Source organism: Blastococcus sp. MG754426 (genome assembly GCF_021699055.1).
In the GTDB taxonomy this organism is placed as follows: Bacteria; Actinomycetota; Actinomycetes; order Mycobacteriales; family Geodermatophilaceae; genus Blastococcus.
On the sequence record NZ_SSXC01000053.1, the window covers coordinates 1 to 25,420 of the forward strand.

General features: G+C 75.0%; 26 protein-coding genes. 5 read left to right on the plus strand and 21 right to left on the minus strand.

Going from position 1 to position 25,420, the window contains the following annotated elements:
* Positions 1-207: 207 nt before the first annotated feature.
* On the minus strand, positions 208-1,719 hold the full coding sequence (locus E9549_RS15865; protein ID WP_236827524.1) for an amidohydrolase: 1,512 nt from the start codon (positions 1,717-1,719) through the stop codon (positions 208-210).
* Between the two features lie 116 nt (positions 1,720-1,835).
* Between E9549_RS15865 and E9549_RS15870 the strand changes: the two genes are divergently transcribed.
* Positions 1,836-2,363 carry a GNAT family N-acetyltransferase gene (locus E9549_RS15870; protein ID WP_236827525.1) on the plus strand — a complete coding sequence of 176 codons (528 nt, stop codon included), beginning with the start codon at positions 1,836-1,838 and terminating at the stop codon, positions 2,361-2,363.
* A 9-nt stretch (positions 2,364-2,372) separates the two neighbouring features.
* Here E9549_RS15870 and E9549_RS15875 read toward each other — a convergent pair whose 3' ends face one another.
* Positions 2,373-3,233 (minus strand): 1-acyl-sn-glycerol-3-phosphate acyltransferase, encoded by an 861-nt coding sequence (locus E9549_RS15875; RefSeq protein WP_236827527.1) that lies wholly within the window; start codon positions 3,231-3,233, stop codon positions 2,373-2,375.
* A gap of 9 nt (positions 3,234-3,242) precedes the next feature.
* Positions 3,243-4,421 (minus strand): glutamate--cysteine ligase, encoded by a 1,179-nt coding sequence (locus tag E9549_RS15880; protein ID WP_236827528.1) that lies wholly within the window; start codon positions 4,419-4,421, stop codon positions 3,243-3,245.
* Positions 4,422-4,585: 164 nt separating this feature from the next.
* Here E9549_RS15880 and E9549_RS15885 point away from each other — a divergent pair, with 164 nt between their 5' ends.
* Entirely contained in the window at positions 4,586-5,431 is an 846-nt protein-coding gene (locus E9549_RS15885; protein WP_236827530.1) for a hypothetical protein, read from the plus strand.
* A 7-nt stretch (positions 5,432-5,438) separates the two neighbouring features.
* Here E9549_RS15885 and E9549_RS15890 read toward each other — a convergent pair whose 3' ends face one another.
* Genes E9549_RS15890 through E9549_RS15900 form a run of 3 tightly spaced genes read right to left on the minus strand, consistent with a single transcriptional unit; the run spans position 5,439 to position 8,129 of the window.
* Positions 5,439-6,530 (minus strand): Rv2578c family radical SAM protein, encoded by a 1,092-nt coding sequence (locus tag E9549_RS15890; RefSeq protein WP_236827531.1) that lies wholly within the window; start codon positions 6,528-6,530, stop codon positions 5,439-5,441.
* A 41-nt stretch (positions 6,531-6,571) separates the two neighbouring features.
* Positions 6,572-7,039, minus strand: a complete 468-nt coding sequence (locus tag E9549_RS15895) for an Lrp/AsnC family transcriptional regulator (protein WP_308113111.1) — start codon at positions 7,037-7,039, stop codon at positions 6,572-6,574.
* Positions 7,014-8,129 (minus strand): Xaa-Pro peptidase family protein, encoded by a 1,116-nt coding sequence (locus tag E9549_RS15900; protein ID WP_236827533.1) that lies wholly within the window; start codon positions 8,127-8,129, stop codon positions 7,014-7,016. The genes E9549_RS15895 and E9549_RS15900 overlap by 26 nt, the downstream gene beginning before the upstream one ends.
* 172 nt (positions 8,130-8,301) lie before the next feature.
* Between E9549_RS15900 and E9549_RS15905 the strand changes: the two genes are divergently transcribed.
* Positions 8,302-9,219, plus strand: coding sequence for a 5'-3' exonuclease (locus E9549_RS15905; RefSeq protein WP_236827579.1), 918 nt, complete (start codon positions 8,302-8,304; stop codon positions 9,217-9,219).
* Positions 9,220-9,237: 18 nt separating this feature from the next.
* Here E9549_RS15905 and E9549_RS15910 read toward each other — a convergent pair whose 3' ends face one another.
* The 8 genes from E9549_RS15910 to E9549_RS15945 form a co-directional block, all read right to left on the minus strand.
* Positions 9,238-9,768 carry a DUF4333 domain-containing protein gene (locus tag E9549_RS15910; protein WP_236827535.1) on the minus strand — a complete coding sequence of 177 codons (531 nt, stop codon included), beginning with the start codon at positions 9,766-9,768 and terminating at the stop codon, positions 9,238-9,240.
* Positions 9,769-9,855: 87 nt separating this feature from the next.
* Positions 9,856-12,693 (minus strand): RNA helicase, encoded by a 2,838-nt coding sequence (locus E9549_RS15915; RefSeq protein WP_236827536.1) that lies wholly within the window; start codon positions 12,691-12,693, stop codon positions 9,856-9,858.
* A gap of 123 nt (positions 12,694-12,816) precedes the next feature.
* Positions 12,817-13,308 (minus strand): hypothetical protein, encoded by a 492-nt coding sequence (locus tag E9549_RS15920; RefSeq protein WP_236827538.1) that lies wholly within the window; start codon positions 13,306-13,308, stop codon positions 12,817-12,819.
* A 226-nt stretch (positions 13,309-13,534) separates the two neighbouring features.
* Positions 13,535-14,470, minus strand: coding sequence for a twin-arginine translocase subunit TatC (gene tatC / locus E9549_RS15925; protein ID WP_236827539.1), 936 nt, complete (start codon positions 14,468-14,470; stop codon positions 13,535-13,537).
* 25 nt (positions 14,471-14,495) lie between these two features.
* Positions 14,496-14,825, minus strand: coding sequence for a Sec-independent protein translocase subunit TatA (gene tatA / locus E9549_RS15930; protein ID WP_236827541.1), 330 nt, complete (start codon positions 14,823-14,825; stop codon positions 14,496-14,498).
* An 89-nt stretch (positions 14,826-14,914) separates the two neighbouring features.
* Positions 14,915-15,121: a hypothetical protein gene (locus E9549_RS15935; protein ID WP_236827542.1), complete on the minus strand. Its 207-nt coding sequence runs from the start codon at positions 15,119-15,121 to the stop codon at positions 14,915-14,917.
* A gap of 9 nt (positions 15,122-15,130) precedes the next feature.
* Entirely contained in the window at positions 15,131-16,114 is a 984-nt protein-coding gene (locus E9549_RS15940) for a YafY family protein (protein WP_236827543.1), read from the minus strand.
* On the minus strand, positions 16,111-17,103 hold the full coding sequence (locus tag E9549_RS15945) for a YafY family protein (RefSeq protein ID WP_236827545.1): 993 nt from the start codon (positions 17,101-17,103) through the stop codon (positions 16,111-16,113). The genes E9549_RS15940 and E9549_RS15945 overlap by 4 nt, the downstream gene beginning before the upstream one ends.
* 76 nt (positions 17,104-17,179) lie before the next feature.
* On the opposite strand from E9549_RS15945, the gene E9549_RS15950 reads away from it, so the two are divergent.
* Complete coding sequence (locus E9549_RS15950) at positions 17,180-18,337, plus strand: DUF3866 family protein (protein WP_236827547.1); 1,158 nt, start codon at positions 17,180-17,182, stop codon at positions 18,335-18,337.
* Between the two features lie 104 nt (positions 18,338-18,441).
* Here the strand turns inward: E9549_RS15950 and pafA are convergent, their stop codons facing one another.
* The 7 genes from pafA to dop form a co-directional block, all read right to left on the minus strand.
* Positions 18,442-19,800 (minus strand): Pup--protein ligase, encoded by a 1,359-nt coding sequence (pafA, locus tag E9549_RS15955; protein ID WP_236827549.1) that lies wholly within the window; start codon positions 19,798-19,800, stop codon positions 18,442-18,444.
* Between the two features lie 55 nt (positions 19,801-19,855).
* Positions 19,856-20,203 carry a hypothetical protein gene (locus tag E9549_RS15960; protein ID WP_236827551.1) on the minus strand — a complete coding sequence of 116 codons (348 nt, stop codon included), beginning with the start codon at positions 20,201-20,203 and terminating at the stop codon, positions 19,856-19,858.
* A gap of 31 nt (positions 20,204-20,234) precedes the next feature.
* Positions 20,235-21,098, minus strand: a complete 864-nt coding sequence (gene prcA / locus E9549_RS15965; RefSeq protein WP_236827552.1) for a proteasome subunit alpha — start codon at positions 21,096-21,098, stop codon at positions 20,235-20,237.
* A 3-nt stretch (positions 21,099-21,101) separates the two neighbouring features.
* Positions 21,102-21,959: a proteasome subunit beta gene (gene prcB / locus E9549_RS15970; protein ID WP_236827554.1), complete on the minus strand. Its 858-nt coding sequence runs from the start codon at positions 21,957-21,959 to the stop codon at positions 21,102-21,104.
* 98 nt (positions 21,960-22,057) lie between these two features.
* On the minus strand, positions 22,058-22,324 hold the full coding sequence (locus tag E9549_RS15975; protein ID WP_236827556.1) for an endonuclease VII domain-containing protein: 267 nt from the start codon (positions 22,322-22,324) through the stop codon (positions 22,058-22,060).
* 358 nt (positions 22,325-22,682) lie between these two features.
* A complete protein-coding gene (locus E9549_RS15980) occupies positions 22,683-22,892 on the minus strand; it encodes a ubiquitin-like protein Pup (protein ID WP_091932414.1) in 210 nt (69 codons plus the stop codon).
* A gap of 115 nt (positions 22,893-23,007) precedes the next feature.
* Positions 23,008-24,513, minus strand: coding sequence for a depupylase/deamidase Dop (gene dop, locus E9549_RS15985; protein WP_255715235.1), 1,506 nt, complete (start codon positions 24,511-24,513; stop codon positions 23,008-23,010).
* Positions 24,514-24,798: 285 nt separating this feature from the next.
* On the opposite strand from dop, the gene E9549_RS15990 reads away from it, so the two are divergent.
* Positions 24,799-25,398 (plus strand): transglycosylase family protein, encoded by a 600-nt coding sequence (locus E9549_RS15990; protein ID WP_304505785.1) that lies wholly within the window; start codon positions 24,799-24,801, stop codon positions 25,396-25,398.
* The last annotated feature ends 22 nt before the right edge of the window (positions 25,399-25,420 follow it).

The window sequence follows — 25,420 nt, forward strand, 5'->3', positions numbered from 1 at the left end:
CGCCCCGCCGGCCGGCGCCCCCTGCGGCCCGGGTGCGCCCCGGGAGGGGGCGCCGGCCGGCGGGGCGGACGGACCTGCCGGGGGACGCGCGCGCGGTGCTCCCGGTCAGGAACTGCAGGGACTGTAAGAAGGACACGCCCCCGGATCGAGACCTCGGACACCCTCGGGCCGCAGTGTGATCAGATCGTTACTGATCGTCATCGTGCGTCACGGGGCGTCCACCGGTCGCCCGTCGACCACCAGACCCGTGCAGGCCGGCCGGGCGCGCTCCGCGAGGACCTTCGAGAGCCCCGCGTCGGTGGCCCACAGGGCCAGGTCGGCCGGCGCCCCGACGGCCAGGGGCCCGGCGGGGTGCTCGGCCCGCACCGCGACCCAGCCGCCGTGCGTGGCGGCGTCGAAGGCGTCGAAGGGGCGCAGCCCGGACGCCGGGTTCCGGTGGTCGACGGCGGCGTGCACCCCACCCCAGGGGTCCAGCGGGGTGACCGGGGCATCGCTGCCCAGCGCGAGGGTGACCTCGGCGTCGGCGAGGTCGGCGAGCGGGTTGGTGGACAGCGCCCGGTCGACGCCCAGGCGCTCGGCGTACATCCCCGAGTCCCCACCCCACGCCGCGTCGAAGGCCGGCTGCACGCTGGCGACCATCCGCCACTCACGCATCCGGCGGATGACCGCCGCCGAGGGCATCTCCAGGTGCTCGAGCCGGTGCCGGCAGGCCCGGACGGCGGCGATCCCCCGCTCGGCGACGACCACGCCCACGGCGTCCAGGACCTGCTCGACGGCGGCGTCGCCGATGACGTGGAAGCCGGCCTGGATGCCCGCAGCGGTGCAGGCGCGCACGTGCTCCACGAGCGAGGCGGAGTCGAACCGCAGCGCGCCGGAGGTGTCGGGCCGGTCGCTGTAAGGAGTGGTCAGCGCCGCCGTGTGCGATCCCAGCGCGCCGTCGCAGAAGAGGTCTCCCCCGGCGCCGGCCAGGCCGAGCTCACGCACCAGGTCCAGCCCGCCGCGCTCGGAGAGCTCGCCCCAGTAGCCCACGACGCGCGGACCGGGGGTCTGCGCCGCCAGGGCCAGCAGCTCGCGGAGGTCGTCGGCCGAGGACACCTCCGGGCCGGCCATCTCGTGCAGGCTGCCGACCCCCAGCGCGGCCGCGGCCCGGCGGGTGGCGTGCTGGGCCGCGGCGCGCTGCGCCGGCCCGACCGCCCCGTAGGCGGCCTGCCTGGCCGCGTGGTGGGCGTCCAGGCGGAGCCGCCCGTCCGGGGAGAACCCCGGGAGCGCGGCGATCCCCGGGACGAGGTCGAGCAGCGCGGTGGAGACCGTGGCGGAGTGGACGTCGACCCGGGCCAGGTAGACCGGCCGGCCACCGGCCACCGCGTCGACGTCCGCGCGGGTGGGCCCTCGCCCCTCCGGCCAGCCGGTCTCGTCCCACCCGGTGCCCAGGACGATGCCGCCGGGCGCCGCGGCGACGTGGTCGCGCAGGGCGGCCATGGCCTCCGCAAGGCTCGAGCTCGAGTGGAGGTCGAGACCGGTGAGCGCGAGGCCGGTCGCCGTCGCGTGCACGTGCGCGTCCACGAAGGCGGGGGTGAGCAGCGCCCCCTGCGCCGCGATCACCCGGTCCGCCGCAGGTGCATCCCCCGCGGCGCCGCTCCAGGCGATGCGCCCGTCCACGACGTGCAGCGCACGCCCCGGCCGGTCGCCCACCCGCACGTCGGTGAGCAGCAGGCTCACGTCGGTCCCCTTCCTCGCCGTCGCCTGCCGGGACGGCGGGCCGACGACAGGAGACCACGACCACCTCGGGCGGGATCCGGGTGGCCGGGTGCGCGGGCCGGCGGTAGGCAGGACCGATGCGTGAGGGGAGGACGGAGCTGCGCACGGAGCGGTTGCGCCTGCGCCCGTGGACCACGGGACCGGCCGACCTGGCGCGGCTGCGGGACCTCTACGGCCGCGCGGAGGTCACCCGCTGGCTGGGCGGCGCCCCCTCGGTCGCGCCGGCCGAGCTCGTCGCCCGCTGGGCGGAGGTGCACCGGCGGGACGAACGCTTCCTCTGCTGGGCGATCGAACGACCTGACGGCGTCCCGGCGGGCACGGTGCTGCTCAAGCCGCTGCCCGACGGGGTGGGCGAGGTCGAGGTGGGGTGGCACCTGCACCCGGACTCCTGGGGGCGCGGCTACGCCACGGAGGCCGCGCGGGCGGTCATCGACCGCGCCTTCGGGCTCGGGCTCCCGGAGGTGTACGCCGTCGTCCGGCCCGGCAACGAGCCGTCGACGGCGGTGTGCCGGCGCCTGGGCATGGTTCCGCTGGGGCGGCTGCGCCGTTGGTACGACGTCGAGCTGGAGACCTACCGCCTCATGGCGCCGGTCGTCGTGGAGTGAGCCGGTGGCTCAGCGGCGGAGCAGCGCGGTGAGCCGTCCGAGCGGCGACTTCTCCTGCTTCTTCTTCACCTCGCGGCCGGCGGCGCGGACCGTGTCGGCGGCGGCCGCCTCGGACGGCGTCGGTGCGGTGCCCCCGAGGTGGGCGGGGAGCCACCAGCGGTCGTCGTCCCCGGCCGGCCGGTCGGGGTAGCCGCGCTGGGCCTCGTCGAGGAGGGCCTCCATGGCGGTGCGGGTGCGGTCCAGCAGGGCGCCGATCTGCTCGCCGGGCTCGGCCACGATCGGCTCGCCCAGGAGCACCGTCACGGGGACGCCGCGGCGCAGCTCCACCTTGTGGTTCTTCGTGGCCACGCGGTGCCCGCCCCAGACGGCGGCCGGGATGATCGGCGCCCCCGAGTCGACGGCCATGCGGGCCGCCCCGGCCTTGAGGTCCTTGACCGTGAAGCTGGTGCTGATGGTCGCCTCGGGGAAGACGCCGATGACCTCGCCGTCCTTGAGCGCCCGCACGGCCGCCTCGAACGCGGCCGAGCCCGCCTTCCGGTCGACCGGGATGTGCTTCATCGCCCGCATGAAGCGGCCCGCGAACCAGTGCTCGAAGACCGGCGACTTCGCCATGAACCGCACCAGCCGGTGCTGCGGGAGAGCCGCGAGACCGAGGAACGTGAAGTCGAAGAAGCTCACGTGGTTGCTGCAGATGATCGCGCCGCCGGTGGCTGGCACGTGCTGCGAACCGCGGACGTCGAAGCGGAACCGGAACAGGCGGAAGACCACCAGCGCCAGCCGGATGATGGCGCGGTAGGGCCGGTCCCGCGGGTCGGGCGAGGACCCGAAGAGGCCGGGACGGACGACGTCGCGCCAGCTCGCGGTGTACATGGCGGGAATCTAACGGCTGGCCACGGTAGCTGCCCGGGGGGTCTCCTGCCCCGCCGTGGCGTCGACCGCCGCCCGGACGACGGCGGCGAGGTCCCCGGTCTCCCGGTGCACCTGCCGCTGCAGCTCCGCTCCCGTCCCGCGGGTGAGCAGCGCGCCCACCCCGTCGCGCACCCGCTGCTCGTCCCCCGCGTCGGCCAGGGCGGGGCGGACGTGCTCCAGCAGATCGGCGAGGACGTCGCCCGCGGGGGCCGGCCGGCCGGTGCGCGGGTGCACGAGCGCGTCGGACAGACCTGAGCGGGAGGCGCGCCAGCCGGCCAGGCGGAGCACCTCGGACGGCATCTCGGGGACCGCTCCCCCGGCGCGGGCGTCGCGCGCGGCGGTCTCGACCAGGCCGCGCACCAGCCCCGCGAGCGTGACGGCGTCCTCCACCCGCAGCAGCACGTCGGCGGTGCGGACCTCGACGGTGGGCCAGCCGGCCGACAGGCGGGCGTCGAAGTACACCATCCCGTCGTCGAGGACGGTCCGCGTCGCCAGCACCGCCTCGACGAGCCGGTGGTACTCCCCCGCGTCGCGGAACGGACCGGTGGGCCCCGCGGAGGGCCACCGGTGCCAGACCTGCGACCGGAAGCTCGCGTAGGAGGTGTCCCGGCCCTGCCAGAACGGCGAGTTCGCGCTGATCGCCGTGAGCACGGGCAGCCAGACGCGGATGCGGTTGAGCACCGCGACGCCCTCCTCGTCGTCGACCACCTGCACGTGCACGTGGCAGCCGCAGGTGAGCACCTCCTCGGCGGTCCGCCCGAACGCCTCGTGCAACCGTGCGTACCGCTCCCCCTTGGTCGGCACCGGGCTCACGTCGACCGGTGAGGTGGCGAGCGCGGCGACGCGGGCGCCCACGGCACGCGCGGCCGCGTCGGCTCGGGAGCGCCAGTGCCGCAGCTGGGTGTCGACCTCGGCCAGCGTGGAGCACACCGGCGTCCCCAGCTCGAGCTGCTGCGCCTTGAGCTCGGGCACCAGGTGGGCCGTCTCCGGGACGTCGGCGTCGTCGCCCCGCTCCTCGAGGTCGTGCTGGTGCACGTCCTCCCCCTCGCCCCGCCGTGCCGCGACCGCCAGCGCCTCCGGTGCCCGGGCGACGGGGCTGCCGTCCGCGTCGACCACGAGCAGTTCTTCCTCGACGCCCACCGTCCGCACTGCTCCATGATCCGGAGCGTGGTCGACGGGCGCAGCGTCAAGGCCGGCGTCACCCTCCCGGGGGTGTTGCTGCTCCGGCGCCCGGAGGGCGCCTCTGAGGAGGTTCGGCAGGTGACGACAAACAATTGTCGTGATTTTGTTGGGGATAACGGTAGTGTGCGACCATGCCACGCGCGTGGCAGCAGCCGCTGCCCGAGATGCCCGCCCTACCTCCGGCGCGCGCCTGGGCCCGGTTGCGGCCGCCGCCGGGGTACGAGGACCAGTGGCGCCGGCTCGCCGACGCCGCGGTGGAGCTCGACCGGGGGCCTGACGAGCTGGCGGCCGAGGGCCTCGACGTGCTGGCCGCCGCCCGGGGGTGGAAGCCGGCCACCGTCGCGCTGTACAGCAAGGTCGCCCGCTACGGCGGCCTGGCGCTGCCGCTGCCCGTCACCCCCGAGCCTGACCCGCCGCGGCTGGACCTGCGACCGCTCACCCGGATCCGGGCCGAGGATCCCGAGCACCTGCGGTCGGTGGCCTGGTGCGCGCTGGCGCTGGGCTGGCCGGCCCCCGTCGGGACGTTCCGCTCGCTGCGGCGGGACCAGGTGCGGGCGACCGCGCGCCGCCTGCTCATCGCGACCGACGACGGCGAATGGGCCGTGCCCGGCGCTCTCACCGCCTGGCACGCCTGGGAGGCGACGCGCGGGCAGTTCCCGGCGCTGGCCGCGAGCCCGTGGGTGCTCCCTGCGCTGCGTCGCGGCCCGGGGCTGGACTCCCGCGTCGGGGGTCGGCTGTCCAACCAGGCGCTGCAGGCGACCTTCACCAAGCACGTGCGTGCCACCGTGGGCTACCTGCGGGCGACGGTGACGCCGTCCCGGCGGGAGGCGGTGGAGGAGCTCGCCGCCGTCTACCGCCTGCTCTCCTACGACAGCTACCGCCGGCTGGCCCTGGCGGCCGGCGCACCGCCGGTCGGCGCCCGGGGCGTGGTTCGGGCCGCGCGGGCCACCGCCCGGGCGGCCCGCGCCGGCGGCTGAGGGCGGCTCACAGCAGCGTCAGCTGCTCGGCCGGGCGGGTCACCGCTGCGGAGCCCGACGCCCGTTCGGGCAGGCTGCCGGCGGGGAAGCCCACCTCCTCGTCCCCCGGGACACCCTGGACCTCCACCTGGCGTGCCGCTCCACCGGGTTGCCGGTCCAGGCCGTGCCGGGCCAGCAGTGGTGCCACCTGGCGGGCCAGCCAGGTGCGGTACTCCGCCGGCACGTAGGCCCGGCGGGCGTAGAGCCGCTCGTACCGCGGCACCAGCTCCGGGTGGGCGCGGCCCAGCCAGGCCATGAACCACTCCCCGGCGCCGGGGCGCAGGTGCAGCGGGATGACGGTCACCCCGGTCGCGCCGGCCGCGGCGATCGCGCCGAGCGCGGCGTCGAGGTGCTCCCGGGTGTCGGTGAGGCCGGGCAGCACCGGCGCGAGGAAGACGCCGCAGGGCAGCCCGGCATCGGCGAGGGCGCGGACCAGGTCCAGCCGTGCCCTCGGTGTCGGCACCCCCGGCTCGAGCGCGGCGTGCAGGTCGTCGTCCCAGGTCGTCAGGGAGATCGCGAGGCCGATCGGGACCTCCCGGCCGGCAGCGGCCAGGAGCGGGATGTCCCGGCGGAGCAGCGTGCCCTTGGTGAGCACGGAGAACGGCGTCCCGGAGCCGGCGAGCGCGCCGATGACACCGGGCATCAGCCGGTAGCGGCCCTCCGCGCGCTGGTAGGGGTCGGTGTTCGTGCCCAGGGCGACGTGCTCGCGCTGCCACGACGGCCGGCCCAGCTCCCGCCGCAGCACCTCCACCAGGTTGGTCTTCACCACGATCTGACGGTCGAAGTCGCGCCCGCTGTCGAACTCCAGGTACTCGTGCGTCCGCCGGGCGAAGCAGAAGCGGCAGGCATGACTGCAGCCCCGGTAGGGGTTGATCGTCCACGGGAAGGGCATCGCCGACTCCCCCGGCACGCGGTTCAGCGCGCTCTTCGACCGCACCTCGTGGAAGGTCAGCCCCGGGAACTCCTGCACCTGCACGCTGCGCAGGAGGCCCCGGATGCTGGGCATGCCCGGCAGCGCCCCGGGCTCGTCGAGGTCCAGCCGCTGCGCGTCCCACCGCATGACCCCATCCGAACACACGTTCGAACCGGTGTCCAGCTGCGTCAGATCGGCGGTCGGGCCTCGTAGGAGGTGGAGAGCACGACGGTGGTGCGCGTGGTGACGTTCGCGGCCGACCGGATCTCCTTGAGCAGGTTCTCCAGCGCGTCGGGCGAGGCCACCCGCACCTTGAGGATGTAGCTCTCCACCCCGGCGACGGCGTGGCACTCCTCGATGGCGTCGAGGTGCGCCAGCAACGCGGGGGCGTCGTCGGTCTGCACGTCGGTCGGGGTGATGGACACGAACGCCGTCAGCGGCAGCCCGATCTGGGTCGCGTCCAGCGTGGCCCGGTACCCGGTGATCAGGCCCCGCTGCTCGAGCCGGCGCACCCGCTGGTGGACCGCCGAGACCGACAGGCCGACCCGGTCGGCCAGCTCGGTGAAGCTGGCCCGCCCGTCGCGCGCCAGTGCCGCCATGAGCGCCCGGTCGACGTCGACCGCGCCTGGCTCAGCCGGGGAGTTCGACGAGCTCACGGGGACCGTTGTTGAGCACGCGGACACCGTCGTCGGTGCAGACGACGATGTCCTCGATGCGGGCGCCGTGGCGGCCGGGCAGGTAGATGCCCGGTTCCACGGAGAAGGCCATGCCGGGCTCGAGCGGCAGCCCGTTGCCGGCCACGATGTAGGGCGCCTCGTGGGAGTCCAGCCCGATGCCGTGGCCGGTGCGGTGGATGAAGTACCCGCCCCAGCCGGCACCGGTGATGACCGAGCGGGCGGCGGCGTCGATCTCCTCGGCCGGCACGCCCGGGCGCACCGCGGCGGTCGCCGCCTGCTGCGCGGCGTGCAGCACCGCGTACCACTCGGCGACCTCGGCGTCCGGGCGGCCCCCGACGACGTAGGTGCGGGTGCAGTCGGAGCGGTAACCGGTCGAGGTCTCGCCGCCGATGTCGACCACCACCAGGTCACCGGCCTCGACGACGCGGTCGGAGAGCTCGTGGTGCGGGCTGGCCCCGTTCGGGCCCGACCCGACGATGGTGAAGTCGACCGCGACGTGCCCCTCCGCCAGGATCGCCGCGGCGACGTCCGCCCCCACCTCGGCCTCGGTGCGCCCGACGGTCAGCCACTCCCCCATCCGGGCGTGCACCCGGTCGATCGCCGCGCCCGCCCGGGCCAGCTCCTCCACCTCGGCCGGGGTCTTCACCATGCGCAGCCGGTCGACGACCGGTGAGGCCAGCTCCAGGGCGGCGCCGGGGAGCGCCCGCTGGACGCCGAGGGCGTGCTCGGCCCAGGTGCGCGACCCGACGGCGACGCGGGCGGGAGCCGCGCCGAGTCGGCTGACCGACGCCCCGGCCAGGACGGCGAACGCGTCGTCGGTCTCGTCCCACGCGAGCACCTCCAGCCCGAGCGTGCCCGCGGGGCCGGCGTCGACCATCGGGGCCTCCAGCCGCGGCACGACCAGGAACGGCTCGCCGCGGCGCGGCACCGCCAGGGCGGTCAGCCGCTCCATCGCGTGGGCGGCGTACCCGCACAGGTAGCGCAGGTCGGCACCCGGGGTGAGCACGAGCAGGTCGATGCCCAGCTCCCCGGCGACGGCGCGGGCGGCGTGCAGCCGGTCGAGCGTCACGAGCGGGCCGGATCCGGGTTCTGGCGCGTTTCCCACCGGCGCAGAGTAGCCAGGCGGGACGGGGGTGCTCCCGAATCGTTGCCGTACCGCTACCGTCCGCGGACGTGGGCGAGCGCGCGAGGCACGGGCGGACGACGGCACGTGGTGTCGGGGGTGCGCAGGCGTGACCACCATGCTGCTGGACGCCGCGTCGCTGTACTTCCGGGCCTTCTACGGCGTCCCCACCAGCGTCACCACGCCCGACGGGCGGCCGATCAACGCCGTCCGCGGCTTCCTGGACATGACGGCCCGGCTGGTCACCGCGCACGCCCCCGACCGGCTGGTCGCCTGCTGGGACGACGACTGGCGGCCGGCCTTCCGGGTCGAGGCGCTGCCCTCCTACAAGGCGCACCGCCTGGCGCCCGACGGCGGCGAGGAGACCCCCGACGAGCTGGGGCCCCAGGTGCCGGTCCTGGTCGAGGTGCTGGCCGCAGCGGGGATCGCCCGCGTCGGCGCCCCCGGTTACGAGGCCGACGACGTGATCGGCACGCTCGCCACCCGGGCCCGCGGCCCGGTCGACGTCGTCACCGGCGACCGCGACCTGTTCCAGCTCGTGGACGACGCGCGGGGTGTGCGCGTCCTCTACACCGCCCGCGGGATCTCCGACCTGGAGTACGTGGACGAGGCCGCCGTCACCGCCAAGTACGGCATCCCCGGCCGCGCCTACGCCGACTTCGCGGTGCTGCGCGGCGACCCGAGCGACGGGCTGCCGGGCGTCGCCGGGGTGGGCGCGAAGACCGCGGCGGCGCTGATCGGCGAGTTCGGCGACCTGGCGGGGATCCGCGCGGCCGTGGCACGGACCGTCGTCCCGTCCCCCCCGCTGACCGCCGCGGTGCTCAAGAAGCTGCACGCGGCTGCGGGCTACCTCGACGCCGCCCCGGTGGTGGTCGCGGTGGCGCGCGACGTCGACCTGCCGGCCGTGGAGGGGACGCTCCCCCGCTCCCCCGCCGATCCCGCGGCGCTGGCCGCCCTCGCCGAGCGGCACGGCCTGCAGTCCTCGCTCGGGCGCCTGGGCGCGGCGCTGGGCTGGCCGGCCGACGCGGTGGGCTGATCCGGGTTCAGCCGCCGGTCAGGGCTCGCTCCAGGTGTAGCGGGCGCCGTCGGCGTCGGTGATCTCGATCCGCAGGGTGACCTGCTCCTCGTCGGCCGTGACGCCGGTGCACTCGTAGGTGGCCCCCGGCTCCACGTGCATCTCCTGCTCGCAGTCCAGGTCGACGGCGACACCCTCCCGCTGCTGGAACTGCTCGGCCACATCCCGCTCGACGGCCGAGCGGGAGAGGACGGTCGGCCCGGTCGTCGCCGCCAGGAGCGCCACCCCGGCGACCAGCGCGAGTGCGACGGCGGCGAGCAGCAGGAGCAGGCCCGCGCGGCGCCGGCTCCCTGACGACCGCGGCGCCGGAGGGCCGTAGCCGGGCGGGCCGTAGCCGGGGACGCCGTGCGGCGCGGGTGCGGGGTACGGCACCGGACGCGTGGACTGCGGCGGCGAGCCGCCGTGAGGCGACCAGCCGGGCCGCTGCGGGGCGCGGGGCGGCCCGTACGCGGGCGGACCGGAGGGCCCGGGCCCCTCCTGCGGCCGGTCGCCGTAGGGCGGCTGGGTCATCGTCGCTCCCGGGTCGGTGGGTGCCCCGTCGGGGCCGATCGGATTCTGCCCCACCCGCCGGCCGCGCCGCGGGCGGCGACCCGCCGGTCAGCCGCCGACGGCGACGGCCACGACCCCGCGCCGGATGCGGTCCACGGCGGCCCGCGCCGTGCGCGCGACCGGGTCGTCGGCGACCTTGCCGAGCTGGTCGAGGAGGTCCAGCAGCTGCCGCGCCCAGCGGACGAAGTCCCCGCCGGAGAGCTCGGTGCCGGCCTGCTCCGCGCCGGCCAGCACCCGGTCCAGGCTCTGCCCGTCGGCCCAGCGGTACGCGGCCCAGGCGAACCCCAGGTCCAGGTCGCGGCCGGCGGGCACGCCGTGGTCGAGCTCGACGTCCTGCAACCGGGAGCGGATGCCGCGCATCGCCCCGATCGCGGCGCCGACCTTGCCCGCCGGCACCGCGGGCAGCCCGGGCATGTCCCGCCGCGCCTCGAAGACCAGCGTGGAGACCGCGGCCGCCAGCTCGGCGGGGTTCAGGCCCCGCCACACGCCCGCGCGCAGGCACTCGGCGGTGAGCAGGTCGGCCTCCGACCAGATGCGGGCCAGCCGCCGGCCGTCGTCCGTGATGACCGGCACGTCGTCCAGGGCCCCGGCCACCTCGGTGTCGGCCGGCACCAGCGGTGCGGCCTCCGGGACCAGGTAGCCCAGCTCCTCGAGGACGTCGCAGGTCCGGTCGAACTGGCGGGTGAGCGAGCCGGTGCGCTCGGCCATCGTGCGCTGCAACGACTCCGCCTCGCGCACCGCGCGCAGCCAGCGCTCGGCCACCCGCACCCGTTCCTCGCGGTCGGGCAGCTGGTGCACGGGGTGGTGCCGCAGCGCCTGGCGCAGGTCGGCCAGCACCGGGTCGTCCGCCGCCGCGGAGCGGCCCTTCTTCACCCGGCGCGCGCCCAGGTCGTGCTCCACCCGGGCGTTGCGCAGGGTCGAGGCGAGATCGCGGCGCGCGTGCGGGCTGCGGTGGTTGAAGTTCTTGGGCACCTTCACCCGGGCCAGGACCTGCACCGGGGTCGGGAAGTCCACCGACCCCAGCCGGCCCGCCCACTTGTCCTCGGTCAGCACCAGCGGCCGCGGATCGGCCAGGTCGGTGATGCCGGGGTCGAGCACGACGGCCAGCCCCTGCCGCCGGCCGCTGGGCACGCGGATGACGTCGCCCGGGCGGAGGGCGGCCAGCGCGTCGGCGGCCTCGAGCCGGCGCTTGGCCTGGGAGTCGCGGGAGAGCTCCTTCTCCCGCTCGGCGATCTCCCGCCGCAACTGGGCGTAGGCGCCCACGTCGCCGCGGTCGGAGTGCATCTCCGCCGCGAACTGCTCGGCGTCCCGCTCGTGGCGGGCCGCTGCGCGGGCCAGCCCGACGACCGAGCGGTCGGCCTGGAACTGCGCGAACGAGCTGGCCAGCAGCTCCCGGGCGCGGGCGCGGCCGAAGGAGCTGACCAGGTTGACCGCCATGTTGTAGCTGGGCCGGAAGGAGGACCGCAGCGGGTAGGTGCGGGTGCTGGCCAGCCCGGCGACGACGCTCGGGTCCATGCCGGGCGCCCAGACGACGACGGCGTGCCCCTCGACGTCGATGCCCCGCCGCCCGGCCCGGCCGGTGAGCTGGGTGTACTCGCCCGGCGTCACGTCGACGTGCGCCTCGCCGTTCCACTTCACCAGCCGCTCGAGGACGACGGTGCGCGCCGGCATGTTGATGCCCAGCGCCAGCGTCTCGGTGGCGAAGACGGCCTTGACCAGGCCCCGGACGAAGCACTCCTCGACGGTCTCCTTGAAGGCCGGGACCAGGCCGGCGTGGTGGGCGGCGAGGCCGGCGAGCAGCCCCTCGCGCCACTCCCAGAAGCCCAGGACGTGCAGGTCCTCCTCCGGCAGCGAGCCGGTGCGCTCGTCGATGATCGCGGCGATCTCGGCGCGCTCGGCCTCGTCGGTGAGGCGCAGGCCGCTGAGCAGGCACTGGTGCACGGCGGCGTCGCAGCCGTTGCGGCTGAACACGAAGGTGATCGCCGGCAGCAGCCCCGCCCGGGCGAGGCGCTCCACGACGTCGGACCTGGCCGGGGGCCGGTACCGGGGCCGGTGGTGGCCCTCGCGGCGGCCGGAGCCGCCCCAGCTGTCGAGCCGGCGCTCCTGCTCCCGGACGAAGCGGACCAGTTCCGGGTCGACGACGGAGGCCCCGCGCTCCCGCGTGGACAGCGGCCGCGGCCCCTCCCCGTGCTCGCCCGCGTGCGCGGCGGGGCGCAGGGAGAAGAGGTCGAACACCCGGTTGCCGACGAGCATGTGCTGCCAGAGCGGGATCGGACGGACCTCGCTGACCACGACCTTCGTGTGGCCGCGCACGGTCACCAGCCACTCACCGAACTCCTCGGCATTGCTCACCGTCGCGGAGAGCGAGACCAGGGTGACCGACTGCGGGAGGTGGATGATGACCTCTTCCCACACCGCCCCGCGGAACCGGTCGGCGAGGTAGTGGACCTCGTCCATCACCACGTAGCCCAGGCCGGCGATCGCCGGGGACTCCGCGTAGAGCATGTTGCGCAGGACCTCGGTGGTCATCACCACCACGGGGGCGTCGCCGTTGACGGCGTTGTCGCCGGTCAGCAGGCCGACCCGGTCGGCGCCGTAGCGCTCGACGAGGTCGTTGTACTTCTGGTTGGACAGCGCCTTGATCGGCGTCGTGTAGAAGGCCTTGCGCCCCTCGGCGAGAGCCTTGTGCACGGCGAACTCGCCCACCACGGTCTTCCCGGCGCCCGTCGGCGCGCAGACCAGGACGCCGGAGCCCTCCTCCAGCGCCTCGCACGCCTCGACCTGGAACGGGTCCAGGGAGAAGCCGAGCTCGGCGGTGAAGTCGGCCAGCGTCGGGTGGGAGGTCCGCCGCCGGGCAGCGGCGTACCGCTCAGCGGGGCTGGACATGCCTCCACGTTAGGCGCGCGCCCGCGGGACGGCGCGCCACGGCGGTTGGCGGCGATCAGCTCCCCTGACCACCGGGGGCCCTCCCTCACCGCCCACGCCGAGGGAGGACACCGCACGATCAGCTCAGCGGATCGAGGCGGGGCCGCCGCCGACGACGGTGAGCGCGCCCGGCACGCACTCCGTGACGGCGGGCAGCGGCGCGACGAGCTCCCCGTCGGCGTAGGTGCTGACCCCGGCGCAGGAGAGCTCCACGCGGGCGGCGCGGTGCACCGTCACGGCGGGGTGCTCGACGTGCGTGCCGTCGGCCAGCCGGGGGCGCGTGCGCACCAGCTCCCGGCGCGAGACCGGCCCCACGACGGTGACGTCGAAGAGCCCGTCGGCGTAGTCGGCGCCCGGGCACATCCGCAGACCCCCGCCGTACCAGGCGGTGTTGCCGACGGCGACCATCGTGGCGGGCAGGGTGCGGGTGACGCCGTCCAGCGCCAGCGTCACCTCGTAGGGGCGCAGCCGGGCCAGCTCGGCCAGGACGGCGAGGTCGTACCGCCGGCGGCCACGGGGCCAGCGCAGCCGGTTGGCGCGGTCGGTGACGGCCGAGTCGAAGCCGCAGCACAGCACGGTCGCCCACCAGCGGCCGGCGGTGCGGCCCGCGTCCAGCGCCCGGGAACGCCCGGCCAGCAGGTCGGCCGCGCCGCCTGGCGTTCCGCGTCGGACCGGGTGGTCGCGTCCAGCACCCGGGGCGCGACGCCTTCCGCGCGGAGCGCGTCGAGGACGGCCCGGGCCACGGTGCGGGCGCGGCCCCGCCCGGCCGCCGGGCTGACCAGGACCGCGGCCTGCACCGCCGTCAGCTGCGGGCCGACGGCGCGCGCTCGGCCGGTTCGTCCAGCTGCGAGGGCTGGGCGTCCAGCCGGGACGGCGTGGCGTCCAGCGGCGAGGCGACGTCGTCGTCCAGGTCGTGGAAGTGCTCGGCGGCGGCGCGCCGGGCCCGGCGCCGGTCGACGATCCGGGCGAGCTGGATGGCCAGCTCGAACAGCACGATCATCGGCCCGGCCATCAGCAGCATGGTGAACGGGTCCTGCGTGGGGGTGACGAAGGCGGCGAAGACGATCGTGAGGAAGAAGATCCACCGGCGGCTCTTGGACAGCACCTCGTAGCTGAGCACCCCGGCGAGGTTCAGCGCCACGGCGATGAGCGGCACCTCGAAGCTGACCCCGAACGCGACCAGCAGCGACAGCACGAAGCCGATGTAGTCCTGCGCGGTGAGCGCCACGACCACGCCGTCGCCGGCCAGGCTCAGCAGCAGCTCCAGCCCCGCCGACAGCGAGACGTAGGCCAGCACGGCGCCGAGGGCGAACAGCGTCGAGGAGACCGCGACGAAGCCGACGCCGTAGCGCTTCTCGTTGCGCTTGAGGCCCGGGGTGATGAACGCCCACAGCTGGTAGAGCCAGAACGGCGCCGAGAGCACCACCCCGGCGAGGAAGGACACCTTGAGCCGGATGAAGACGCCGCCGAAGACGTTCGTGATCAGCAGCCCGCAGCCGCCGGCGTCGTCCCCGGCGTACCGGAGGTCCTCGGGCAGGCCGCAGTACGGGGCGCGGATGAACTCGCCGAGCCCGTGGCCGTACCACCAGAAGGCGATCGCGGTGGCGACCAGGATCGCGAGCCCCGCCTTGAGGATGCGGTTGCGCAGCTCGGTCAGGTGCGCGATGAGGCTCATCGTCGCCTGGGCGTCGCGGGGTGGCCGCCGACGCCGCCGTGCGCCACGGGTCGCCTCGCTCACCGCCGTCCCCCCAGGTGCGGTGCGGTCAGCGGGTGCGGTCGGCGGCGCGCGCCTGGTCGGCCTGGGCCCGCAGCTCCGCGGCCCGCAGCTCGGCCTGGCGCGCCTCCTCCTGCAGCCGCGCGGCCTGGTCGTCCGAGGCCGGCGACGCGGGCGCGACGATCTCCCCGCGCACCGGCGTGGTGCGCGCGGCGTCCTTGCTGCGGACGTCGTCGTCCTTCATGCCCTTCATCTCGCCCTTGAAGATGCGCAGCGAGCGGCCGAGCGAGCGCGAGGCGTCGGGCAGCTTCTTGTAGCCGAAGAGCAGCAGGATGGCCAGGATGATCAGGCCGATCTCCAGGGGGCCGAGTCCGGCCATGGCGCGTCCTCCAGAGGTGTGGGTGCTGCGGCGATGCTACGCCGCCGGGCGCCGATTCCCAGAGGCCTGCGCGCGGGTTCGTCGGGCGTTCAGCCCACCGACGCCCGGGCGTCGCGCAGCCGCGCGGCCCGGTCGGCGGAGTCCTGCAGCCCGGCGCGCACGGGGGCGACCTCCGCTTCGGCTGCGGCCAGCTCCCGCGTGAGCCGGCCGACGGCCCCGAGCACCCCGTGGACGACCACGCCGAGGACGGCGAACGCCAGGACGACGACCACGCCGAGCACGATCCAGAACACCACGGCCGCACCCTAGCCCGCGTCGCCGGGCGCGAGCCCGTACCGGGCCAGGGCGGCCCGCGCCTCGGCGGCCACCTGGGCCCCGAGCTCGGCCGGCTCCTCCACCACCGCGCTGCCGCCCAGCAGGGCGACCAGCCGCCGCGCCCAGGCCAGGTCCGCGGTGCGGACCGTGACGGCCAGCCCGCCGGGCGGGTCGTCCACGGGGGTGACGTCCTCGGTCGGGTAGTAGTCGGCGACCCAGCGGGCGCTGCGGTCCAGCCGGAGCCGGACGGCGGGGGTGCCGGGCCCGGGCTGGTACAGGCCGTCGTCGATGCTGCGGCTGGTGGCCTGGGGCGGTGCCGCGGCCGGCTCGTCCAGGACCGTCGCCTCGTCGACCCGGTCCAGCCGGAACAGCCGGACGCCCTCGGCCCGGCGGCACCAGGCCTCCAGGTACCAGTGGCCGTCGACGTACAGCAGCTGCATCGGGTCCACCGTCCGCTCAGTGCGCTCGTCGCGGGCCGGCACGTAGTAGTGCAGGTGCACCGCCCGCCCGTCCTGGAGCGCGCGGCGGGCGATCGCCAGGGTCTCCTCGCGGGCGTCGACGCTCACGGCCAGCGGGGCCATCCGGGCCGCGGCGTCCCCGGCCGCCGCCGACACCTTGGCCAGCGCCCGGCTCACCGCGTCGCGCTCGGCCAGGCCGGGCAGCTCCAGCAGCGTGCGCAGCGCCACGACGAGCGCGACGGCCTCGTCGGTGGTCAGCCGCAGCGGGCGCACCATCCCGGCGTCGAAGGTGACCCGCACCCGGTCGCCCTCGAAGGCGACGTCGATCAGGTCGCCCGGGCCGTAGCCGGGAAGGCCGCACATCCACAGCAGCTCGAGGTCGCGCTGCAGCTGCCGCTCCGGCACGCCGAAGTCGCGCGCGGCCTCGGCGACCGCCACCCCCTCGGGGCGGGCGGTGAGGTACGGGACGAGGGCCAGCAGCCGCGTCATCCGGTCGGTGGTGCCGGTGGCGGTCACGCGCGCACCTCCAGCGCGGCCAGGCGGGTCAGCCGGGCGACGACGGCGTCCCGCATCGAGGTCGGCGCCTCCACGACGACGTCGGGGCCGTGGGCGGCGATCTGGTCGGCCAGCGCCCGGGGCTCGGTGGTGCGCAGTTCCAGCCGGTCCTCCACCCCGCCGCTGCCGTCGTCGGCCGGGCCGAGCGAGGTGGCGTGCCGGCGCAGCCCCACGGCGGTGCCGGGCCGGGCCCGCACCACCACCAGCTGCTCCTCCCCCTGCACCTGCTGCCCGGCGACGACCGCGGTCAGGTCGAGGTCGGCCGGCGGCTCGAAGGCCCCGGCCGGGCCCACGGCCGCGGGCCGGCCGACGACGCGGGAGAGCCGGAACACCCGCGGTGCCTGGCGGTCGAGGTCCTGGCCGACCATGTACCAGCGTCCGCGCCAGGCGACGACGCCCCACGGCTGCACGTCGCGGCGGACGGCGGTGTCCTCGTCGGGGCGCCGGTAGTCGAACTGGAGCCGGCGCCGGTCGCGTGCCGCGGCGTAGCAGGGCTCGAAGGCGGCCTCGCCGCGGTCGATCCGGGGCTTGATCGGCAGCGTGCGGGAGGAGTCGACGTCGACCCCGGCGGCGCGCAGCTTGACCAGGGCGCTCTGCGCGGCCCCGGCGAGCTGCGCGGACTCCCAGAAGCGCAGCGCCAGGCCGACGGCGGCGGCCTCCTCGCCGGTCAGGTGGATCTCGGGGAGCTCGTAGTCGGCCCGGGCGATGCGGTAGCCGTCCTCGGTGTCGAAGACGCTGGTGCGGCCGGTCTCCAGGGGCACGCCCATCTCGCGCAGCTCGGCCTTGTCGCGCTCGAACATGCGCTTGAACGCCTCGTCGGCCCGGTCGGTGCCGTCGTCGGCCTCGTAGCCCGGCACGGTGGCGCGGATGCGCGCCGCCGTCACGTACTGCCGGGTGCTCAGCAGCGCGATGACCAGGTTGACCAGTCGTTCCGCCCGCTTGGCCGCCATGGCCCTCAGGCTAGTCAGGCCGCCGCGGGCCCGCTGCCGCCCGGCCGCGCGCCGGCCCCCTGGATAGCCTGCGGGTATGACCAGTGCTGCTCCCCCCGCGCCCGCGTCCCGGATCCGCTGGCGGCGCGGGCGGGTCACCGCGACCGGTCGCTCCTGGCGGGACGCGCTGGAGCTGACCGCCGAGGTGGCCGGCGAGGGCGAGCTGCGGGCGCTGGCGTACCCCTCGCTGGTGGGCGTGCCCGAGGTGGGCGACGACGTGCTGCTCAACACGACGGCGCTGGCCCGGGGCCTGGGCACCGGCGGTTACGCCCTCGTGGTCGCCGTCCCCGACCGGCTGCCGCCGGACCCGGAGGGCCCCGGGCACCTGGTGAAGGCCCGGTACACGCCGCTGCAGGTGATGGTGCAGGGCGTCGACGAGCAGGAGACCGAGCACCACGCGACGATCGCCGACGCCGAGGACCTCGACGGGATGCCGGTGGTCGTGGCGGACCTGCACTCGGCGCTGCCGGCGGTGCTGATCGGGATGCTCGCCACCGACCCGGACCTGAAGGTCGCCTACGTGATGACCGACGGCGGGGCGCTGCCCGCGGCGTTCTCCCGCACGGTGGGCGCGCTGAAGAACTCGCTGGCCGGCGTGGTCACCGTGGGCCAGGCCTTCGGGGGCGACCTGGAGGCGGTCACCCTGCACACCGGGCTGCTGGCCGCCCGGCACGTGCTGGGCGCCGACCTGGCGATCGTCACCCAGGGGCCCGGGAACCTGGGCACGGGGACGCCGTGGGGCTTCTCGGGGGTGGCCGCCGGTGAGGCGTGCAACGCCGTCAGCGTGCTCGGCGGGGTGCCCGTCGGGGCGCTGCGCATCTCCGACGCCGACCCCCGCCCGCGGCACCGCGGCGTCTCGCACCACTCGCTGACCGCGTTCGGGCGGGTCGCGCTGGGCGGCGTGACGCTGGTGGCGCCGCGGGGGCTCTCCTCCGAGCTCGGCGGGCAGGTCGACGAGGACCTCGCGAGCCAGCCGGAGCGCAACACCGTCGTCTGGGTGGACACCGACGGGCTGGAGACGGCGCTGGGGCTCTCGCCGGTGCCGCTGAGCACGATGGGCCGCGGCTACCCCGAGGAGCGCGCCTACTTCCTGGCGGCGGCCGCCGCCGGCCGCTACGCCGCCCTCCAGGTGCCCGTGGACCTCGAGACCGCGCCTGCGGCCGTGGAGACGGGAGGGACCGCCCCCGGCGAGTGAGATCGCGCCGAGTGGGGCCCGGAGGGTCCCGCGCAGGCGCGAAGCAGCGGCTCCACGCAGGCCGGGACGGCACCTGGCCGCGGTGCGGTCCGGAGGACCGCAGATCACATCGACGCGATGAGCTTCTCGACGCGCTCGTCGACGGACTTGAACGGGTCCTTGCACAGCACGGTGCGCTGGGCCTGGTCGTTGAGCTTGAGGTGCACCCAGTCGACGGTGAAGTCGCGCCGCTTCTCCTGCGCCTTGCGGATGAACTCGCCGCGCAGCCGGGCCCGGGTGGTCTGCGGGGGCACGTTCTTGGCCTCGAAGATGCGCGGTTCGTGGGCCACGCGGTCGACCTGGCCGTTGCGCTCGAGCAGGTAGTACAACCCGCGGGTGCGGCTGATGTCGTGGTAGGCGAGGTCCATCTGGGCGATGCGCGGGGAGGACAGCGGCAGGTCGCGCTTGGCCCGGTAGCGCTCGAGCAGGTTGTACTTGATGGCCCAGTCGATCTCGCGGTCGATCAGGCTCAGGTCCTCGCTGTCGACGGCCTTGAGCACCCGCCCCCACAACTCGAGCATCTGGCGGTGCACGGGGGTGGCGCCCTCGCGGTCGGCGAACTCGGTGGCCCGGCTGTGGTACTCCGACTGGATCTCCAGCGCCGACATCTCGCGTCCGCCGGCCAGCCGCACCTTGCGCCGTCCGGTCATGTCGTGGCTGATCTCGCGGATCGCCCGGATCGGGTTCTCCAGCGTCATGTCCCGGATCGGGGTGCCCGCCTCGATCATGCGCAGCACGAGGTCGGTCATGGTGACCTTGAGCAGCGTGGTCGTCTCGCTCATGTTCGAGTCTCCGACGATCACGTGCAGGCGGCGGTAGCGCTCGGCGTCGGCGTGCGGCTCGTCACGGGTGTTGATGATCGGCCGGGACCGGGTGGTGGCGCTGGAGACGCCCTCCCAGATGTGCTCGGCGCGCTGGCTGACGCAGTACAGGGCCCCGCGCGGGGTCTGCAGCACCTTGCCGGCGCCGACGACGATCTGCCGGCTGACCAGGAACGGGATCAGGACGTCGGCGAGCCGGCCGAACTCGCCGTGCCGGCCGACGAGGTAGTTCTCGTGGCAGCCGTAGCTGTTGCCGGCGGAGTCGGTGTTGTTCTTGAACAGGTAGATGTCGCCGGTGACGCCCTCCTCGGCCAGGCGCTGCTCGGCGTCGACCAGCAGCCCTTCGAGGATGCGCTCGCCGGCCTTGTCGTGGACGACGAGCTCGCCGAGGTCGTCGCACTCCGCTGTGGCGTACTCGGGGTGGCTGCCGACGTCGAGGTAGAGCCGCGAGCCGTTGCGCAGGAACACGTTGGAGCTGCGGCCCCACGACACGACCCGGCGGAACAGGTAGCGGGCGACCTCGTCCGGCGAGAGCCGCCGCTGCCCCTTGAAGGTGCACGTGACGCCGTACTCGGTCTCGATGCCGAAGATCCGTCGTTCCACGGTTCGAGACTAGGCGCCGGGAGCGACAGCGGCCCGCCGCCGGACCGCGGGAGCGCTACCGCTTCGCGTCGAGCCGCTGCAGGAGCCCGTCGAAGGCGCGCTCGATCTCGTCGTGCCCGTTCTGCGACGCCCGCTGCTTGCCGTGGATCAGCGCCGCCCGGTTGACCTTCGAGAAGTCGCCGTACGGGAAGTGGTAGCGCTTCTTGGTCTGCTCCCCGGCGTCCGGGTCGACGGCGAGGTGCCAGGCGGCGTAGCCCTCCCAGCCGTGCGCGTCGATCTCGGCGTTGCCGTCGTCGGCCGACGGTGCGGCGTCGGACCACTCGGTCCGGTCGTCGAACTCGCCGTCGTCGATCAGCTTCTTCGCCCGGGTGACCGCGTCGTCGTTGAGCTCGTAGTCCGGCATGCCCGCTCCCCTACCCCGCCACCGACGGCGTTCACCGATCGCTCTGCGGGTGCCCCTCGCCGGTGTCGGGCGTGCCACCGGCGGTGTCGGGCGCCGCCGGATCACCCAGACCGGCGGGCGTGCCCGGCGCGGGGTGGCTGGGCACGTGCCCGGGCGGGGGTGCCTCCGTCTCGCCGGTCTGGCCGTCGCCGAGCAGGGTGTGCAGCGCAGCGCCGACGACGCGGCGGAACGCCCGCTTGGGCCGCCGGCGGTCGAGGACGGCGACCTCCAGCTGCTGGGCGGTCAGCCGCGTGGGGCCGCCGTCACCGGCCCCGGCGGTGGCCGGGCTGACCGCCGAGAGCGCGTCGACACCGACGCGGAGCGCGTCGGCCAGGCCCATGCCGCGGTGGAAGTTCTCGCGCAGGTGGGTGGTGACGGTGTCGGCCTGCCCGCCCATCACCACGAAGTCGGGCTCGTCGACGACCGAGCCGTCGAAGGTGAGCCGGTACAGCTGGTCGCGCTCGGGGCTCTCGCCCACCTCGGCGACGCAGAGCTCGACCTCGTAGGGCTTCATCTGCTCGGTGAAGATCGCCCCGAGGGTCTGGGCGTAGGCGTTGGCGATGACCCGGCCGGTGACGTCGCGCCGGTTGTAGGAGTAGCCGCGCACGTCGGCGAGGCGGACGCCGGCGACCCGCAGGCTCTCGAACTCGCTGTAGCGGCCCACGGCGGCGAAGCCGATGCGGTCGTAGATCTCGCCGACCTTGTGCAGCGTGGAGCTGGGGTTCTCGGCGATGAACAGGACGCCGTCGGCGTAGGTGACGACGGCGACGCTGCGGCCGCGGGAGATGCCCTTGCGGGCGTACTCCGAGCGGTCGCGCATGACCTGCTCGGCTGAGGCGTAGTACGGCATGGTCATGGCTCAGGCCTCCCCGGCGGAGTTCTGGCGCTCGGCGGCCGCGCGCTCGGCGACGATGGCGTCCGCGACGGCGGCGACCTCGGCGTCGGTCAGCCGGACGGTGCCCTCGGCGTCCACCCGGTAGACGATCGGGTAGAGCCGCCGCACCGGGTCGGGGCCGCCGGTGGCGGAGTCGTCGTCGGCGGCGTCGTAGAGGGCCTCGACCACGGTGCGGGTCGCTTCTGCGGCGTCCAGGCCGCGGCGCCAGGTCTTCTTGAGGCTGTTGCGGGCGAACAGCGAGCCGGAGCCCACGGCGGAGTAGCCGCGCTCCTCGTAGTTCCCGCCGGTGACGTCGTAGCTGAAGATGCGGCCCGGGAGCTCGCCGGGCGCGGCGTCGAGGTCGAAGCCCGCGAACAGCGGGACGACGGCCAGGCCCTGCAGCGCCGCGCCGAGGTTGCCGCGGATCATCTGGGCGAGCCGGTTGGCCTTGCCGTCGAGGCTGAGGGTGAGGCCCTCGATCTTCTCGTAGTGCTCGAGCTCGACCTGGTAGAGCTTGACCATCTCGATGGCGATGCCCGCGGCCCCGGCGATGCCGATGACGCTGTAGGAGTCGGCCGGGTAGACCTTCTCGATGTCGCGGCTGGAGATCAGGTTGCCCATGGTGGCGCGCCGGTCGCCGCCCATGAGGACGCCGCCCTCGTAGGTGGCCGCCACGATCGTGGTGCCGTGCGGTGCGACGTCACCCACGGGCAGCTGCGGGACCGGGCGCCGACCGGGCAGCAGGTCGGGCGCGGACGCGGCCAGGAAGTCGGTGAACGAGGAACCCACCCGGTCCAGGTAGGCGGGCGGGAACCCGCTCCGGCCAGCTGACGACTCGTTCACCCATCCGCCTCTCCCGCCTGCTCCCGCCGGCGTGCACCGCAGCCTGCCGGGTACCGCTCCGTGCTGCTCGGACGCGGTCCCGGACGTCGTCAGCGACCCTACCGGCGGCCGCTGACGTCGGCTCGGCCGTCCGGGTCCTCCGTGATGGCTTCCCGGAGGAGAGCCATCGCCTGCTGCTGCTCGTGGTGCTCGACGTGGAAGGCGGCCATGTAGAGGAGCGCTGGGTCGTCGCGGAACTGACCGAGGCCGCCGTTGCAGGTGAAGCACAGCAGCGCGCGAACGGCGCCGGTCGCGTGGTCGTGCTCGACGTGCGTCGGCGACGCGGTGCGGCAGATGGCGCACACCCCGCCCTGCGACTCGAGCATGAGGTCAGCCTCGGGGGCAGTGGTCCCGTACCGACGGGACAAGTGATGAGTGCGAGATCCACCGACCTTCGCCCGTGACGCCCTGCCCCGCTGGTTGTGGCAGGGCGGGCAGTAGGTCGCGTAACCACTCGAGCTCGCTCGGGACCGCCACCAGGCCGTCCGGTGCGCGTCGGTTGACGCGCGGCTTCACCCGCCGCGCGTCCCGGCTGCGCGCGGGCCGATCGGCGAGATGCTCCGGCAGTAGAACGCGAGGCCGTCGCGAGAATGCTTGTTCGCTGTGGATGCGCTGGCCGGACGATGCCGGCCGCAATCGCGACAGAACCTCGTGTCCATCAGCAGCAGTTACGAACGAGATCGATCACTGGCCGCCTTTTTGTACGTAAGCACGCACGAATTCTTCGCTGTTCTCCTCGAGCACGTCGTCGATCTCGTCCAGGAGCGAGTCGACGTCCTCGGACATCTTCTCGTGGCGCTCGGCGACGTCGGAGTCGACCGAGGCCTCGATCTCCTCGTTCTCCTCGCGCGACCGCGTCGCCTTCTGCTGCCCGCCGGTGTCCCTGGTGGCCATGCTGCCCTCCGGTCCTTCTCGTGGCTGGTGCTGATCGAGAAGCTACCCGCAGCAGCCGACATCCGGCGGCCACCGGCCGGGCGCGGTGGACGCCGAGGTGCCCGTGGACGGCCGGTCAGGGGCCGGTGATCGTGTCCACCAGCTCCTGCGCGGTCGCCGAGGCCTCGAACAGGGCCCCCACGTGCTCCCGTGTGCCGCGCAGCGGCTCCATCGTCGGGATGCGCACCAGGTTCTCCCGCCCCAGGTCGAAGACCACCGAGTCCCACGAGGCCGCGGCGATCTGCGCGGGGAAGCGGCGCAGGCACTCGCCGCGGAAGAACGCCCGGGTGTCCGACGGCGGCGCGAGCACGGCCCGGGCCACCTCCTCGTCGGTGAGCAGGCGCTGCATCGCCCCGCGCGCGACCAGCCGGTTGTACAGCCCCTTGTCCGGCCGGACGTCGGAGTACTGCAGGTCCACCATCTGCAGCCGCGAGTCGGTCCACTCGAGGCCGTCGCGCGACCGGTAGCCCTCCAGCAGGCGCAGCTTGGCCGGCCAGTCCAGCTGGTCGGCCAGGCGCATCGGGTCGGCCTCGAGGTCGTCGAGCACCGCGGCCCAGCGACGCAGCACGTCGTCGGTCTGCTCGTCGCGCTCCCCGCGGGTCTCGACGAAGCGCTCGGCGCGCTCCAGGTACAGCCGCTGCACCTCGATCGCGGTCAGCCGCCGGCCGTCGCGCAGCCGCAGCTTGTGGGTGAGCGAGGGGTCGTGGCTCACCGCCTGCAGCTCGGCCACCGGCTCCTCGACGGCGAGGTCCGGCGGGAGCGCCCGCCCCTCGATCATGGCCAGCACGAGCGACGTCGTCCCGACCTTCAGGTAGGTCGAGAGCTCCGCGAGGTTCGCGTCACCGATGATCACGTGCAGCCGGCGGTACTCGTCGGGGTTGGCGTGCGGCTCGTCGCGGGTGTTGATGATCGGGCGCTTCAGCGTCGTCTCCAGGCCGACCTCGACCTCGAAGAAGTCGGCGCGCTGCGAGAGCTGGAAGCCCGGCGTCCGGCTCTCCACCCCGATGCCGACCTTGCCCGACCCGGCGAACACCTGGCGGGTCACGAAGAACGGCACCAGCCCGCGGATGATGTCGATGAACGGGGTCCGCCGGTCCATCAGGTAGTTCTCGTGGGCGCCGTAGGAGGCGCCCTTGCCGTCGGTGTTGTTCTTGTACAGCTGGATGGGCTGCGTGCCGGGGACCTGCGCGGCCCGCCGGGCGGCCTCGGCCATCACCCGCTCCCCCGCCTTGTCCCACAGCACGATGTCGCGCGGGGTGGTGACCTCCGGCGTCGAGTACTCCGGGTGCGCGTGGTCCACGTACAGCCTGGCGCCGTTGGTCAGGATGACGTTGGCCATCCCGGTGTCCTCGTCGAGGTCGTTGTGGTCCAGCGCCTGCGCCGGGGTCAGGTCGAAGCCGCGGGCGTCGCGCAGCGGCGACTCCTCCTCGAAGTCCCACCGGGGCCGGCGCGGCGTGGGCGCCTCGGCCACCGCCCAGGCGTTCACCACCAGGCTGGACAGCGTCGTCGGGTTGGCGCCCGGCTGCCGCGGCACCGAGATGCCGTACTCGACCTCGGTGCCCATGACCCGCCGCACGCTCATGGCCCAACCCTAGGCCGCGGCCGCCCACCCCCCGGGTGCCGCACCGGTGCCCTGGCACATGCCGGAACGGTTCCGTAGCCTCGGTCGTGCCCCGGCCGCACCGAGCGGTCATCGGGGTCCTGCGCGGATCACGGCCGTCGAGCCGGTCCGCCGCAGGCTCAGGACGCGCCGCGCGCCCTCTCCGCCCAGCGGCCGCGCCTCCTCCGTCGATCCGGCTCCGTGGGTGGAGCGCGCCGTGCCCTCCGTTGGCCCGGCCGTCCGGGCGCCCGCCGTTCTGAGAGGACCATGACCGAGCGCAGCACCACCCGCACGTCCACCCGCACCATCCGCCGCACTGCCGCCGGCGTCGCCGTCGCCGGGGCCGCGCTGGTCGCCCCGTTCCTCGGCGCCGGCACGGCCGCGGCCGCTGACGGCGCCACGTGGGACCGCCTCGCGGACTGCGAGAGCAGCGGCAACTGGGCGATCAACACCGGCAACGGCTACTACGGCGGCCTGCAGTTCTACCAGCCCACCTGGGAGGCGTTCGGCGGCCTGGAGTACGCCTCGCGCGCCGACCTGGCGACCCGCGAGCAGCAGATCGCGGTCGCCGAGAAGACCCTCGCCGCGCAGGGCTGGGGCGCCTGGCCGGCGTGCTCGGCGAAGCTCGGGCTCACCGAGGCCGACAAGGCAGGTAGTGCCGCGGCACCGGCCCCGGCCCCGGCCCCGGCACCCGCTCCCGCGCCGGCCGACGCCGGGCAGCAGTACACCGTCCAGGCCGGGGACACCCTGTCGCGGATCGCCGCATCGACCGGCCTGGACTGGACCGCCGTCTACGACGCCAACCGCGACGTCATCGGCGCCGACCCCGGCCTCATCCACCCCGGCCAGGTGCTCCGCCTGGGCTGAGGCCCGTCGCCGTCCTGGCTCA

What these genes read in the sequence shown, in the direction of transcription:
- E9549_RS15870 (WP_236827525.1), top strand. Translation starts at nt 1,836, where the DNA reads ATGCGTGAGGGGAGGACGGAGCTGCGCACGGAGCGGTTGCGCCTGCGC.
- E9549_RS15875 (WP_236827527.1), bottom strand. Translation starts at nt 3,233, where the DNA reads ATGTACACCGCGAGCTGGCGCGACGTCGTCCGTCCCGGCCTCTTCGGG.
- E9549_RS15885 (WP_236827530.1), top strand. Translation starts at nt 4,586, where the DNA reads ATGCCACGCGCGTGGCAGCAGCCGCTGCCCGAGATGCCCGCCCTACCT.
- E9549_RS15890 (WP_236827531.1), bottom strand. Translation starts at nt 6,530, where the DNA reads ATGCGGTGGGACGCGCAGCGGCTGGACCTCGACGAGCCCGGGGCGCTG.
- E9549_RS15905 (WP_236827579.1), top strand. Translation starts at nt 8,302, where the DNA reads ATGCTGCTGGACGCCGCGTCGCTGTACTTCCGGGCCTTCTACGGCGTC.
- E9549_RS15910 (WP_236827535.1), bottom strand. Translation starts at nt 9,768, where the DNA reads ATGACCCAGCCGCCCTACGGCGACCGGCCGCAGGAGGGGCCCGGGCCC.
- E9549_RS15915 (WP_236827536.1), bottom strand. Translation starts at nt 12,693, where the DNA reads ATGTCCAGCCCCGCTGAGCGGTACGCCGCTGCCCGGCGGCGGACCTCC.
- tatA (WP_236827541.1), bottom strand. Translation starts at nt 14,825, where the DNA reads ATGGCCGGACTCGGCCCCCTGGAGATCGGCCTGATCATCCTGGCCATC.
- E9549_RS15945 (WP_236827545.1), bottom strand. Translation starts at nt 17,103, where the DNA reads ATGGCGGCCAAGCGGGCGGAACGACTGGTCAACCTGGTCATCGCGCTG.
- E9549_RS15950 (WP_236827547.1), top strand. Translation starts at nt 17,180, where the DNA reads ATGACCAGTGCTGCTCCCCCCGCGCCCGCGTCCCGGATCCGCTGGCGG.
- E9549_RS15960 (WP_236827551.1), bottom strand. Translation starts at nt 20,203, where the DNA reads ATGCCGGACTACGAGCTCAACGACGACGCGGTCACCCGGGCGAAGAAG.
- prcA (WP_236827552.1), bottom strand. Translation starts at nt 21,098, where the DNA reads ATGACCATGCCGTACTACGCCTCAGCCGAGCAGGTCATGCGCGACCGC.
- E9549_RS15975 (WP_236827556.1), bottom strand. Translation starts at nt 22,324, where the DNA reads ATGCTCGAGTCGCAGGGCGGGGTGTGCGCCATCTGCCGCACCGCGTCG.
- E9549_RS15980 (WP_091932414.1), bottom strand. Translation starts at nt 22,892, where the DNA reads ATGGCCACCAGGGACACCGGCGGGCAGCAGAAGGCGACGCGGTCGCGC.
- dop (WP_255715235.1), bottom strand. Translation starts at nt 24,513, where the DNA reads ATGAGCGTGCGGCGGGTCATGGGCACCGAGGTCGAGTACGGCATCTCG.
- E9549_RS15990 (WP_304505785.1), top strand. Translation starts at nt 24,799, where the DNA reads ATGACCGAGCGCAGCACCACCCGCACGTCCACCCGCACCATCCGCCGC.